The sequence below is a fragment of the Chryseobacterium sp. DZ-32 genome (assembly GCF_059587025.1).
Genome location: NZ_JCAIOM010000024.1, coordinates 54,650 through 68,503, shown reverse-complemented (window position 1 = coordinate 68,503; position 13,854 = coordinate 54,650). Strand labels below are relative to the sequence as shown.

The window sequence follows — 13,854 nt, the reverse complement described above, 5'->3', positions numbered from 1 at the left end:
GGGGACGATGGTTTTTTTAGATTCATAAGGGTGACTAATTTTATGGTTTTTTAGTCAACCTTTTTCAGGACGAGACACCGTAAACAAAAACCGCCCCCAAACAGGGCGGTTTTCTCAGTAAAATAAATTGAAAAGTTATATGTTCTGTTATCTTTTCTTCATCTTGGTTCCGGCCAGGGAACTGATGAATACAAGGCCAAACCCGATATAAGCGGCAAATGCCGTCAGGTATATAATTAAGCTGTTAAAGCTAGGTTTTAAGGCGTATACCAACACTGAAAATGCAGCAAAACTTAACACCATCAACAGGCTCCATATATGCAATTTTGCAGCATCTTCATTTCTCTTAAAAATCATTTCAAAAAAGGCTCTCATCATTACTAACATTTTAAGGGTTATACATTAATTTATAGCATAAAGGCGCACTCATCACGGTAAAAAGAATATATTCTTTTACTGGGCTAAGGTTCACGATGACTTTGCCATTTATTTATATCGCAATACCGGGCTGAAAGTCCGGGATATTTTTGTTTTTTTTGAATCAATCAATGATTCCTGGTTATTGTGATACCAGTCAGATACGGGTGCAAAACTGCTGTGAAAAACTAACGGGGGTTAATTAATCACGAGCCCGTATCTTTTACGGCATCGTAGAAAAAAAAGGATTCATATACTAGATATGAACTTGAATCAGTGGAAAAACTGAAAATCCACAGAAAACCTTTTTTCTCATCCTTAGTGTTTTTTTAATTTTTTCTCAAGAAATAACATGCTAATATCATGCCAAAGTTCGGAATTTGCGATTAACACTTTGTTTCACAGGATTGATGAGAGCAGTGGTGAAGCGTTTTTTCTTCTGTTATTTCCTTAAACATAGAAAAATTTTCTATTTTTTAAAGCTAATGCTAATGAACGAAGAAAATATTACGGACGAGAAGTGTTTTTATGTATTTAAAATAAACAACGAATAACGCAAATGTTTTTTGCACAAATTTCACAAATACAACAGACAGTTAAAAAAAAATTGGCTAAGATCATTCGCATCCTGTAATATCAATTATTCAGTTCGTGTTATTCGTGAAAACATTTGTGACATTTGTGTTTAATTTTAAAAACCACAAGTAACACAAATATTCTTTCACAAATAAAACAGATAAATATATAAGCATCCGTGTCAATCTGTGGAATCAAAGGGATACTTATAATTTCCAGCTAAAGCCGTTTTAAAGGTATCCATAAAATATAAAACAGGCTTCCTTCGTCTACGCTCTGGATTACTGCCATTCCTATTGATGTTAGTGAGTTCGTGTTATTCGTGAAATCATTCGTGTCATTTGTGTTTAATTGTAAGAACCACAAGTAACACAAATATTCCTTCACAAATAATACAAATAAATTACACGCAATCATCCGTGTCAATCTGTGAAATCAGTGGTTATAAAAATCTTAAGTTTAGGTTAAGCCCCATTACTTTTGAATTTGTGTTATTTGTAAAATCATTTGTGTCATTTGTGTTTAATTGTAAGAATCATAAATACCACCAATATTTTGCACAAATTTCACTAATGGAATACTGTGAAATTTATTATGCATTACTATTAAAATAAAAAACCGCCTTTAGAAAGACGGTTTCATATTTTACCAGTTTTTATCAATCATATAAATAATCTGAGTCAAAGCAGTGGCTCCCAATAAAAGCTCTCTTCGGTTCACCTTTTCAAAAGTATCTTCTTCTGTGTGGTGAATATCGAAATATCGCTGCGAATCCGGCATCAGCTCAGCGGCGGGAATTCCCATGTCGTGAAGCGGATAAAGGTCTGTTCCTGAAAACCGCTCTTCAAAATTATAAACTCCGTAAGGAAGGAATAAATTCGACCAGCTTTTAATCTGATTTCTTTTCGCATCGTCCATATCCAGAGCAATGCCTCTTGGGGCAAAGCCTCCGGCATCTGTTTCAATAGCAAAAAGATGTTTTTCGTTTTTCTCTTTTACCGTTTTACCATACTGGATTCCACCTTTTACTCCGTTTTCTTCATTGGCGAAACAAACAACCCTGATGGTGTGGTTATTTTGAATACCCAGCTTTTTAAAGGTTCTTAAAACCTCAATGCTTTGTACAATTCCGGCTCCGTCATCGTGGGCTCCTTCACCTACATCCCAGGAATCAAGGTGTCCACCGACAACAATAACACTCTGGTCTTTTTTACCTGTGATTTCCCCAATAACAGAGTGGGAGAGCTTTTCTCCTTTCATTCCGCAGTTGGAGTTTAGTTTTGCATTAACTTTCTGGCTTTTCAGTAAAGCTTCCAGTTCATCTGCAGTCGTGCTTCCGATGGCTACCGCAGGGATTTTGGAAACTTTGTCTTCATAACGCATTGCTCCGGTGTGAGGTACATCATCAAAAGCAGAGGACAGTGATCTTACGATGGCAAATTTGCCTCCTTTTTTAGCGGTTAAAGAAGCAGCAGTTGTTCTGTATTTTGAAGCATCACCATAGGCTTTGAAAGTCTCTACAAATGACTGGCTGAAAGGGTAGTTGAAGAACACGATTTTATCTTTCACTTTTTCAGGAGGAAGTCTGTCATATTCTTCCATAGATTTTACCATGATGATTTCTCCCGAAACATCTTTTCCTCCTGTTCCTTCAGAATTCCCAAGGGAAAGCATTTTAAGGGTTTTCCATTTTCCGTTGGGAGTCTGGATGTTCAGAGATTCTTTTCCTCTTTCCCAGACAGGAATCATCACTTCCTGAAGCCATACTTTATCAGCTCCGGCATCACGAAGTTTCTGTTCTGCCCATTTTACAGACTTTTCATAGGCTTCGGATCCGCTTAAGCGGTGGCCTATATTTTTTGTAAGCTCTCTAAGCTCTGTATATCCTTTTCCGTTGTTCAGGATTTCTGTAGAGATTTTTCTGAACTGGACTGAATCTTCTTTAGACTGGCCAAATGCAGCCATTCCAAAAAGTAATAATGAAGTTCCTAATATCTTTTTCATTGTTTACCAATTTTTGTCAATCATATAAATAAGTTGTGTCATCACCGTAGAGCCCAATAATAATTCTCTGCGGTTGATTTTTTCAAAAGTGTCTTCTTCGGTATGGTGAATATCAAAATAGCGTTGCGGATCCGGTACCAGTTCAGCTGTAGGAACTCCCATTTCGTGAAGCGGGGCAATATCCGACCCTGAATATTTTCCTTCAAAGTTGTAAACGCCATAAGGCAAGAACAGATTCACCCAGCTTTTGATCTGGTTTCTTTGGGGTTCATCCATTTCGAGGGAAATTCCACGTGGTGAAAAACCTCCCGCATCCGATTCTATGGCAAAAAGATGTTTTTCATTGTTTTCTTTGGCAACTTTACCATACTGTTTCCCACCTTTCGTTCCGTTTTCTTCGTTGGCAAAACAAACGGCGCGGATCGTATGATTATTCTGAATTCCTAATTTTTTAAAGGTTCTTAAGACCTCAATACTTTGAACAATGCCAGCTCCGTCATCATGGGCTCCTTCGCCGACATCCCAGGAATCAAGATGTCCGCCGACAACAATAATATTTTGGTCTTTTTTACCTGTAATTTCTCCGATCACAGAATGGGAAAGTTTTTCTCCTTTCATTCCGCAATTGGAATTAAGCTTTGCGGTGACTTTTTGATTTTTTAATACTGCTTCAAGTTCATCAGCTGATGTATTTCCGATTGTTATAGCTGGTATTTTGGAAATACCTTCGTCATAGCGCATGTTACCTGTGTGCGGAACATCATCGAAAGCAGAGGAAAGAGACCTGACGATGGCAAATTTCCCTCCTTTTTTAGCCGTTAATGAAGCGGCAGTTCTTCTGTAGGGGTTTGCATCACGATAAGAAATAAATGTCTGTACATTTTCCTGACTAAAAGAATAGTTGAAAAACACAATTTTATCTTTCACTTTTTCAGCAGGAAGTCTGTCATATTCTTCCAGTGATTTTACCATGATGATTTCTCCGGAAACATCTTTTCCTCCGGTTCCTTCAGAATGTCCAAGGGAAAGCATTTTTACACTTTTCCATTTTCCATTAGAAGTTTTAATCTGTAATGATTCTTTTCCTCTTACCCAAACCGGAATCATCACTTCCTGAAGCCATACTTTATCAGCTCCGGCATCACGAAGTTTCTGTGCCGCCCACTGAACTGATTTTTCATACGCTTCTGACCCGCTGAGACGGTTTCCTATAGTTTTGGTAAGTTCTCTCAGTTCATTGTATCCTTTTCCGTTGTTCAGAATTTCTGTGGAGATTTTTCTGAACTGGACAGAATCTTCTTTAGACTGACCAAATGCGGCCATTCCAAAAAGAAGTAATAAAGTTCCTGTTATCTTTTTCATGGTTACCAGTTTTTATCAACCATAAAAATCATCTGTGTTATGGCGACAGCTCCAAGAAGAAGCTCTCTTTTATTTACTTTGTCAAAAGTATCCTGTTCGGAGTGGTGATAATCAAAATATCTCTGGGTGTCTACCACAAGCTCTGCTAAAGGAATATCCAGTTTTTTCAAAGGCGAAATATCCTGAATGGCTTCTGTCTGGTCAAAATCATAGACGCCATAAGGCAGAAAATATTCTTTCCAGGGATAAACCAGTCTTCTTCTCTGCGGGGACATATCTAATGAAAACCCACGGGGAGAATATCCTCCGGCATCAGTTCCTAAGGCAAATACGTGTTTTTCGTCTTTCTTTTTTACATATGCTGCATACATCTCACGACCTTGCCCTCCGTTTTCACTGTTGGCATACAAAACTACACGGATGGTGTGGTTGTTTTCATATCCAAGCGCTTTCAGTGTTCTTAGTACTTCAATACATTGCACAACGCCTGTTCCATCATCCACGGCACCTTCGCCAATATCCCATGAATCAAGCTGAGCGCCTAAAACAATTACTTTAGAATCTTTTTTACCCTGAATTTCAGCAATAATATTAGGATTTGTAGTGTCACCTTTTGATTCTGCGGTCATATTGATTTTCGCAGTCACTTTCTGTTTTTTCAATGTTTTTTCCAGCTCATCTGCAGATCTTACGCCAATTGATAAAGCCGGAATTTTAATTTTATCATCTGGTTCGTAGTAGATCATTTTGGCATGAGGAGTATCATCATTGGCAGTGGTCAGTGATCTTATAATTAAGGCTTTTGCACCTGTCTTTGCAATTACTGAAGCGGAAATTAATTTTGATTTTGCTGCCTGTAAATAAGAATCGCTTGTATTGATAACTCTCGGGTCCATAGGCACATTTACAAAAACTATTTTGTCTTTTAACTGTCCCAGCGACATGGCATTAAGTTCTGATGTGGAATTGATTAAAACAACTTCACCTGTCAGATCTTTTCCTCCTGTTCCTTCAGAGTTTCCGAAAGAAAGCATTCTGATGTTTTTCCAATCTCCATTTCCGGATTTGATCTGTAAAGATTCTTTTCCTCTGATCCAGACCGGTGCTTTAGCTTCCTGTCTCCAGATCATATTAATACCAATTTCCTTGAATTTTTTTTCAGCCCATTCTACAGCTTTTGTATAACCGGGAGTGGCGCTGAAGCGGGGACCGATTCTTTTCGTAAGTTCCCCGAGATTATCATAAGCGGTACCGTTGGTCATAATTTCATCTGAAATTTTTCTGAACTCATCGTGATAATTAAATCTGGCAACAGTACCTTTTTTTGCCGGGCCTTTTTGTGGTTTTTTTTGAGAAAATAAAAATCCACTCAAAAAGAGTGGAAGTATAATGAATATTTTTTTCATTTATTATTTACTTATCTTTTCCATTGATAAAAGTAGGAAAAAAATAGTAATTTATTAAGGTTTCATGTCGTACATTAACAAGGCTGTAATTAATTTTGGCTCAATAAATGTACATTTTGGAGGCATGCTTAATTTCAGGTCTGAAATTTTAATCATATCATTAAAACTTACAGGATAAATTCCAAAGCCAACTTTACCTTCACCATTGTCTACTTTTTCTTTCAAAAGATTGATTCCGTTGATGTTGGAAGTTCCTTTTACATATGAAATAAGTTCAGAGCTGTCCGGATCTTCAATTTTAAGGATATTTTTGAAAATATATTTGTCCAAAAGGTGGTGATCCAGGTTATCCAGAGACATTTCTTTCGAACGGAGATCGTGCTTTACGTGAAGAGAGTAGAATTTCCCATCCATATACATTGAGATATGGAATTTCTGAGAAGGGTAGTACGATGTTTCTCCTTTTTCGTGAATCAGGAAATATTTTTCAAGTTCCTTCAGGAAATCTTCCGGAGAAATACCATTCAGGTCATGTAAGATTCTATTGTAATCATGAATCTTTATTGACTGGTTGGAAACAATGAAACTATACACAAAGTTGTAAAGCTCTGTACCGTTATGTTTTTTGTTTTTCTCCTTATGGTATTTGGCATTCATTGCTGTGGAACCAATTCTGTGGTGCCCGTCGGCAATGTAGAACGAATCTATCTGATCAATCACTTCTTTAAATTGCTGAAGTTTCAGACGATTATCTATTCTCCAGATTTTATGTCTGATACCCATTGAATCTACATGATTGAAGATAGGAACATTTTTTTCCTCATGATTCATCAGCAATTCAATTTTTGAATTGGCAGGGTAGGTAAGAAGCACAGGTTCTGCCTGCAGATTTACTTTTTCAAGGTAGTGAGCCAGTTTCTCCTTTTTCTGCGGGATGGTACTTTCATGTCTTTTGATTTTTCCATTCCAGAAATCTTCGATACTTGCCAATCCCAGAAGTCCTCTGAACATCTGCTTGTTGGGATAGATCTGCTCATAAAGATAGTAAGACGAATTGTCCTGGACCAATTTCTTTTCTTCCAGAAGTTCTTCAAAGGTAGAACGGATCTTTCGCAGGTTCCGGTCAATATCTTTAGATTTACTTACAACATAGGGTTTAATCATATTGATGTAAGTATTTTCAACTTGAGCTTTCTCCGCAATCTCTTCCTGGGTGAAATTATCCAGTGGATGGGTAGGGAAAGTACTCTCAAAGTCTCTATGAGGTCTTATTCCACGGAAAGGTTTAAAAACAGGCATATTTATCTTATAGTTTCTTTTTGTAGCTTAATAATTTGTTCTGCAAGTTCGACACCGATTTTCTCTTGCGCATCCACTGTATTGCCTCCTACATGAGGGGAAAGTGATAATGCGGGATTCATCAGTAAAGGCAGTTCCGGATTAGGTTCGTTTTCAAAAACATCCAGTGCCGCTCCGGCTACTTTTCCCGACTCGATAAAATCGATAAGTGCCACTTCATTGATGACACCGCCTCTTGCAGTATTTACAATATAGACTCCATCTTTCATTTTTTCAAACTGAGGGGTGTCTATAATATACTCATTCGTTTTCGGCGTATTGATACTGATAAAGTCTGCATCTTTAAGGAATGCATCTATATCATTGGTGGAAGTGATTTCAAAGTTCACAGACTGTCCGTTGAAGAAGTTCAATGTAAGAACTTCTGTTTTCGGGCTTCTGGTCAGAACAGTTACTTTCATTCCTAAAGCGATTCCTATTTTTACAACTTCCTGGCCAATACTTCCAAAGCCGATTACTCCTAATGTTTTTCCTGAAAGTTCATACGCATTACTGAAAGACTTTTTCATGGCGTTGAAATGAGTTTCTCCTTCCAGAGGCATCAGTCTGTTGGATTCGTGAAGGAATCTTGCCAGTGAAATAAAGTGGCCAAAAACAAGTTCTGCCACTGATTTTGAGGATGCTGTGGGGGTGTTGATTACTTTAATACCTTTACTTCTGGCATATTCCACATCAATATTATCCATTCCGATACCGCCTCTTCCAATGATTTTAAGGCCGGGGCACGCATCAATCAGATCCTGTCTCACTTTCGTTGCACTTCTTACCAGAAGAACATCCACATTATTATCGTTGATAAAATTAATAACGTGATCCTGAGCCACTCTATTGTCCAGAATTTCAATTCCGGCTTCTTTTAAAGTGTGTTCTCCTGCTTTTGAAATTCCGTCGTTTGCTAAAACTTTCATGAATTATTTGATTTAAAGATTGAAAGAATTGCCATTTCAACATTTTAAAACTGGGGCGCAAATTAATAAATTTTAATGAACTGCCTTTAATTCTTTCAATCTTTGAATTTTTTACTATTTAATTTATTTGAAAGACTTCATTACATCTACCAAAACCTGTACGCTTTCAATAGGCAGAGCGTTGTATAAACTTGCTCTGTAACCGCCAAGACTTCTGTGTCCGTTTAAGCCGCTGATCCCTGCTGCTTTCCATGCATTGTCAAATTCTTCTTTCTTGCTTTCATCTGTAATTTTGAAAGAAACATTCATTAGCGAACGGTCTTCTTTTACGCAGAAAGTTTCAAATAACGGGTTGCTGTCGATTTCATCATATAAAAGCTTAGCTTTAGCTTCATTTCTTTGTTCTGCAGCAGCGATTCCTCCGTTTCTTTCAAGATACTGAAGGGTAAGCAAAGAGGCATATACAGGAAATACCGGTGGCGTATTGTACATGGATTCCTTAGCAATGTGCTGGGAATAATCCAGAATAGAGAACATATTTTCTCTTCCTGTTTTACCAAGAATTTCTTTTTTAATAACCACTAAAGTAACTCCTGCAGGTCCCATATTCTTCTGAGCACCGGCATAGATCAGATCAAATTTTGAAAAATCCAGCTGTCTTGAGAAAATATCAGAACTCATATCACATACCATCAGCGTATCCACTTCAGGGAAAGATTTCATTTGAGTTCCGTAGATGGTATTGTTGGAAGTACAGTGAAAATAATCGTATTCTGAACCAACAGTATAGTCTTTAGGAATAAAAGAATAATTTTCTTCTTTTGAAGAACCTACCACATCTACCGTTCCTACTTTTTTAGCTTCTTTGATGGCTCCTGCTGCCCATGTTCCTGTATCCAGGTAAGCGGCTTTTCCACCTACTTTCATCAGGTTGTAAGGAACCATTGCAAACTGCAGGCTAGCTCCGCCTCCTAAATAAAGTACCTCATAATCATCACCAAGATTCATCAATCTTTTTACAATGGCACGCGCTTCGTCCATTACCGCAACGAAATCCTTGCTTCTGTGAGAAATTTCAAGAAGAGACAATCCGATGCCGTTAAAGTCAAGGATAGCCTGTGCTGATTTTTCAAATACCTCCTGTGGTAAAATACATGGTCCTGCGCTGAAGTTGTGCTTTTTGTTCATATTTTTATTTTTTGGGTGCTTTGGGATTTCAATATCCTTCAGCTTTATTTTGATTTATTGGATTTTGGGTCAAAAAAACCGCCTCACGGAAATGAGACGGAATTTTTTATTCGCCGTGTAAGAATGCTTTTTTATTAAGAAGAGCTTCTTCAGATTCTACATGATCTTCGTCTGGCACACAGCAGTCTACCGGACATACAGCTGCACACTGAGGTTCTTCGTGGAATCCTTTACATTCTGTACATTTATCTGTTACAATGAAATAGACATCATCACTTACAGGTTCCTGTGGTGCATTGGCATCTACAGTAAGTCCGGACGGCAGAGTAATTGTACCTTGAAGAGCCGTACCGTCAGAAGCTTTCCAATCTACAGCTCCTTCATATATTGCATTGTTTGGGCATTCAGGTTCACAAGCCCCACAGTTAATGCATTCATCAGTTATTTTAATAGCCATCGCTAATTTTTTTTAAATTTGCACAAAATTACAAAATTTTACCCAATTTTACAGTAATTATGAATACCGAAAATCAAGTTTTAGGACTTATTAAATTAAGTGATTATATAAAAGCGTTTTTAGCGAAGAAACCGGAAGATCACAATGAAGATGATTCTGATATTGAATTATTGTTGAAAAGATCCGAAATAGAGAACCCATGGTTTACTATTGATAATCAGAAATTTGCTTTACAGCAATGGACAAATCTTCTGACTGAAGAAAACATCAAAAACTGGCTTGGAAATTATTCTATCTCTAAAATTTCAAAAAGAGTTGGACTTATTTTAGCCGGAAATATCCCTTTAGTAGGGTTTCATGATGTAATTTCTGTAATTCTGGCCAACCATATTCCTGTCATTAAGCTGTCTTCAAAAGATAAGTATATGATTCCGTTTTTATTGAAGAAATGGAATGAGTTTTCCAATGAAAATGTAGCTTTTGAGTTTGTTGAAAAATTAGAAAATTTTGATGCCGTTATTGCAACAGGAAGTAATAATACAGCGAGATATCTGGAATATTATTTTAAAAATCACTTAAATATTATCCGTAAGAACAGAACTTCTGTGGCGGTGTTGAAGGGAGATGAAACGGATGAAGAACTGCAGCTTCTGGCGAAAGATATTTTCCAGTATTTTGGATTGGGATGCAGAAATGTGACAAGAATCTTCATTCCGCAGGATTTTGTGATTGACAGGCTGTTTGAGAACTTCTTAGGATTCCAGGATATTATCAATCATAACAAATATGCCAACAATTATGATTATAACAGAGCGGTTTATCTTTTAAATCAGGATAAATTCTGGGATAATAATTTTGTGATGCTGAAAGAGGATGATAAGCTGTTCAGTCCGCTTTCTGTAATTAATTTCAGCAGATATGAATCGCTGAATGATGTGAAAAGCTTTATTGCAGAAAATGAAGAAAATATTCAGTGCGTTGTGGCAAAAGAAGAGTTGGAAATGAATGCGATTCCGTTTGGAGAAGCACAAAATCCGGGTCTGGATACCTATGCAGATAATGTAGATACAATGAAATTTTTAGAACTGGTCTGATTTTCGTATCTTCCATCACTTATTTCACCAGAACAAAAATGAATACTATGAAAAAATTATTGATGGGACTGGCTCTTGTGGGCACACAGTTGATTTTTGCACAGAAAGTAACGGGTGCAAAAGTTGAAAACAGTCCTAAAAAAGAGCAGCAGGCCAGTATAAGCAAGGAGAAGGTTAATTTGTATAATGATAACTTTCTTAAGTTTGTTGAGGCCTTACAGGCTTCTGACCGTAAGACTATTGATGGCTTGCTTTCTGAGAAAGTAAAGGAAATTGTGACGGATGACGTTCTTAAGAAGGTCAAAGACGGTATTGATCCCAATAAAAAGCTTGAAATTTTAAAAGCAGGATATTATAAAACAATGGATGGTACCAATCATCCAAGTATTAAATATAAATACGCAGGAGAATCTTCCAAAGAAGCGATTACAGCGGTATTTGAAGATGATGGTAAGATTCTGGGGGTTTTGCCTGCGAAATAGATGAAATTTATTTTCGATTAACAAAAAAATATTAACTATGATGACAGATGTTTTAGTCGCCCATTCTTCGGACGTGGAGAAGGCGAATTTTTACAAGAAGACCTATTTGCATGTTGCTTTATCGATTCTTGCATTTATTGGAGTGGAAACTATATTATTAAAAACGGTTCCGGTAGAATTGATTGCGATGATGTTTGGTCAGAGATATATCTGGCTATTAATTATCGGGGTTTTCTGGCTGGCTTCTGTTTTGGCTTCCAAATGGTCCCTTTCACAAAGTAAATCTACTCAGTATCTGGGATTAGGATTTTATATTTTATTGGAAGCAATTATCTTTTTGCCTCTGCTTTTTATTGCAACCAATATGACAGGCGGTTCAAATGTAATCTTTCAGGCTGCTACTTTAACAATTGCGATGTTTGCGGGTATTTCTGCAGTAGCATTCACTTCTAAAAGAGATTTTTCTTTCCTAAGAAATATCATTGTAATCGGTGGATTTATTTCCATCGGACTGATTGTAGGAGGGATGATCTTTGGTTTTAACCTTGGACTGTGGTTTTCGGTAGGAATGGTAATTTTAGCATCAGCTACTATTCTATATCAGACAAGCAAATTAAAAGATTCCTATGGAACGAATCAGTATGTAGGTGCAGCATTACAGCTTTTTGCTTCGATTATGCTGTTATTCTGGTATATTCTAAGCATTCTGATGAGCAGAAGAAACTAATTAATAGATCTTATCTTTTAAAATATAGTCCCGGTGATTTTTCATCGGGATTTCTTTTTTATTTAAACACAAAATTTAAACACAAAGTTCACAGATGTTTTCACGAATAACATGAATTAGCACAGTTTAATAGGATCAATAGGAATGGGATTTAGCCCATTTTATATTTTATGGATGCTTTTCAACGGTTTTAGCTGAAACTTATAAGTATCCCACAGATTCTACGGATTAACACGGATGCTTGCGTATCTTTATTTGTGTTATTCGTGAAATCGCTCGTGTTATTCGTGTTGTAAACCGTAAACCCAAAAAATCCTGATGAAAAATATCACCGGGATTTTAATTGGTTATTCTTTACAATTTTGATGCAACTTTCAGCCTCATGTGACCGGTTAAAGTCCCTTTGAAGTACATTTTTTAAGTTGAAAATAAAGATTCTAAAGAATAGAAAAAAGTATAGTAATGAGGAAAACCTCAGGTATTGTATATTGTGTTTTTTTATCATCTTTTGATTGGAAATAATCGCAAGATGTTATTTGTCGATTGATCCTAAAACCTTCTGAGCAAAAGAGTTTAAAGCATCTTTCTCGCTCATTCCGTTTTGTACATTAGCGTGAACTTCCAGCGCTCCGCAGATATTGGTAATCAATTCTCCTGCAACATTCAGATCTTCTTCACTTGTTCCTCTGAACTCGCAGAAACTTTCCAGTACTTCTAATGTTTTTTCAAGGTTTTCAGGAGTCTGATTCTGATAAAACTGTCTGATTATGGGTAATTTCATTATGCTAATTCGTTAAAAAGGTTAATTAAACTTTCAGCCTGGTTAGACTGAACCTGGTTCACCAGTTCTCCGTTTTTAAAGATGGCGAAAGTAGGTAAGTTGTCTACTTTTGCTAATTTTCTGCTTTCAGGAAGCTTTTCTGCATCTACATATAAAAATGGAATAGAGTCATTTTCAGATGCTAATTTTTTGAATTTCGGCTTCATGATTCTGCAGTTTCCGCACCATGTTGCGCCATATTGAACCACTACTTTTTCGTTTTCGTTAACTATATTCTGTAATGTATCTTCGGTTAATTCTGTGTACATAAGTTTATTTTTTTTAAAAATAAACAATGTAACAATCTAAAAAAATGACCAATCTAACAATTCAAGAAATGACTTTTCAAATTGTTATACTGTTAGATTGTTACATTGTTATATTTAAATTAAGATATTAATTTTTTGCTAAGTATTCTGCAGTAGAAGTTCTGTCAGCTTTCATTGCTTCTTTTCCTTCTTCCCAGTTTGCAGGGCATACTTCACCATGTTTCTGTACGTGAGTGTAAGCGTCGATTAATCTTAAGAATTCTTTTACGTTTCTTCCCAAAGGCATATCGTTTACCGCTTCGTGGAAAATTTTTCCGGTTTCGTCGATAAGGTAAGTTGCTCTGTAAGTTACGTTAGAACCTGTGAAAACTTCGTTTCCATCTTCATCATATTCAAAATCCTGATCAACAATTCCCAAAGTGTTAGCCAATTGTCTGTGAGTATCAGCCAAAAGTGGGTAAGTTACTCCTTCAATTCCTCCGTTATCTTTTGGAGTGTTCAACCAAGCGAAGTGTACTTCGTTGGTATCACAAGATGCACCGATTACTTTAGTGTTTCTTTTTTCGAACTCACCTAAAGCCTCCTGGAAAGCGTGAAGCTCAGTAGGGCATACAAAAGTGAAATCTTTAGGGTACCAGAATAAAAGAACTTTTTGCTGGTTGTTTACTGCTTCATCAAGGATGTTGATTCTTAAATCGTCACCCATCTCAGACATTGCGTCAATTGTTAAGTTTGGGAATTTTTTTCCTACTAAAGACATAATTTTTCTGTTTTTATATTTAAAT

At 36.7% G+C, this 13,854-nt stretch carries 14 protein-coding genes; 3 read left to right on the top strand and 11 right to left on the bottom strand.

Annotated elements, in window-relative coordinates; all coding sequences use genetic code 11:
- Positions 1-147: 147 nt before the first annotated feature.
- From AC59HC_RS20955 to AC59HC_RS20920, 8 genes are all read right to left on the bottom strand, one after another.
- Positions 148-378: a hypothetical protein gene (locus AC59HC_RS20955; RefSeq protein WP_496559295.1), complete on the bottom strand. Its 231-nt coding sequence runs from the start codon at positions 376-378 to the stop codon at positions 148-150.
- 1,260 nt (positions 379-1,638) lie between these two features.
- Positions 1,639-2,997 carry a M20/M25/M40 family metallo-hydrolase gene (locus tag AC59HC_RS20950; RefSeq protein ID WP_496559294.1) on the bottom strand — a complete coding sequence of 453 codons (1,359 nt, stop codon included), beginning with the start codon at positions 2,995-2,997 and terminating at the stop codon, positions 1,639-1,641.
- Between the two features lie 3 nt (positions 2,998-3,000).
- Entirely contained in the window at positions 3,001-4,359 is a 1,359-nt protein-coding gene (locus AC59HC_RS20945) for a M20/M25/M40 family metallo-hydrolase (RefSeq protein ID WP_496559293.1), read from the bottom strand.
- Positions 4,360-4,361: 2 nt separating this feature from the next.
- On the bottom strand, positions 4,362-5,765 hold the full coding sequence (locus AC59HC_RS20940) for a M28 family peptidase (protein WP_496559292.1): 1,404 nt from the start codon (positions 5,763-5,765) through the stop codon (positions 4,362-4,364).
- A 54-nt stretch (positions 5,766-5,819) separates the two neighbouring features.
- A complete protein-coding gene (locus AC59HC_RS20935) occupies positions 5,820-7,064 on the bottom strand; it encodes a DUF1015 domain-containing protein (RefSeq protein WP_137903953.1) in 1,245 nt (414 codons plus the stop codon).
- A 2-nt stretch (positions 7,065-7,066) separates the two neighbouring features.
- Positions 7,067-8,032 (bottom strand): D-2-hydroxyacid dehydrogenase, encoded by a 966-nt coding sequence (locus tag AC59HC_RS20930; protein ID WP_496559291.1) that lies wholly within the window; start codon positions 8,030-8,032, stop codon positions 7,067-7,069.
- Between the two features lie 123 nt (positions 8,033-8,155).
- On the bottom strand, positions 8,156-9,220 hold the full coding sequence (serC, locus tag AC59HC_RS20925) for a 3-phosphoserine/phosphohydroxythreonine transaminase (protein WP_110008633.1): 1,065 nt from the start codon (positions 9,218-9,220) through the stop codon (positions 8,156-8,158).
- A 106-nt stretch (positions 9,221-9,326) separates the two neighbouring features.
- A complete protein-coding gene (locus AC59HC_RS20920; RefSeq protein WP_002980006.1) occupies positions 9,327-9,677 on the bottom strand; it encodes a 4Fe-4S binding protein in 351 nt (116 codons plus the stop codon).
- A gap of 59 nt (positions 9,678-9,736) precedes the next feature.
- Between AC59HC_RS20920 and AC59HC_RS20915 the strand changes: the two genes are divergently transcribed.
- From AC59HC_RS20915 to AC59HC_RS20905, 3 genes are read left to right on the top strand one after another with little or no spacing between them, the layout of a single operon-like run.
- Positions 9,737-10,771 (top strand): acyl-CoA reductase, encoded by a 1,035-nt coding sequence (locus tag AC59HC_RS20915; protein ID WP_496559290.1) that lies wholly within the window; start codon positions 9,737-9,739, stop codon positions 10,769-10,771.
- Between the two features lie 47 nt (positions 10,772-10,818).
- Positions 10,819-11,253, top strand: a complete 435-nt coding sequence (locus AC59HC_RS20910; protein WP_496559289.1) for a peptidylprolyl isomerase — start codon at positions 10,819-10,821, stop codon at positions 11,251-11,253.
- Between the two features lie 37 nt (positions 11,254-11,290).
- Entirely contained in the window at positions 11,291-11,980 is a 690-nt protein-coding gene (locus AC59HC_RS20905; protein ID WP_496559288.1) for a Bax inhibitor-1/YccA family protein, read from the top strand.
- Between the two features lie 532 nt (positions 11,981-12,512).
- On the opposite strand, the gene AC59HC_RS20900 is transcribed toward AC59HC_RS20905, so the two are convergent.
- From AC59HC_RS20900 to AC59HC_RS20890, 3 genes are all read right to left on the bottom strand, one after another.
- The gene (locus tag AC59HC_RS20900) at positions 12,513-12,761 is read right to left on the bottom strand and encodes a DUF6952 family protein (protein WP_100375496.1); all 249 of its coding nucleotides are present in this window, start codon (positions 12,759-12,761) and stop codon (positions 12,513-12,515) included.
- Positions 12,761-13,069 carry a thioredoxin family protein gene (locus AC59HC_RS20895; RefSeq protein ID WP_062670320.1) on the bottom strand — a complete coding sequence of 103 codons (309 nt, stop codon included), beginning with the start codon at positions 13,067-13,069 and terminating at the stop codon, positions 12,761-12,763. The genes AC59HC_RS20900 and AC59HC_RS20895 overlap by 1 nt, the downstream gene beginning before the upstream one ends.
- A 127-nt stretch (positions 13,070-13,196) precedes the next feature.
- A complete protein-coding gene (locus AC59HC_RS20890) occupies positions 13,197-13,829 on the bottom strand; it encodes a peroxiredoxin (RefSeq protein WP_002980000.1) in 633 nt (210 codons plus the stop codon).
- Positions 13,830-13,854 lie beyond the last annotated feature (25 nt).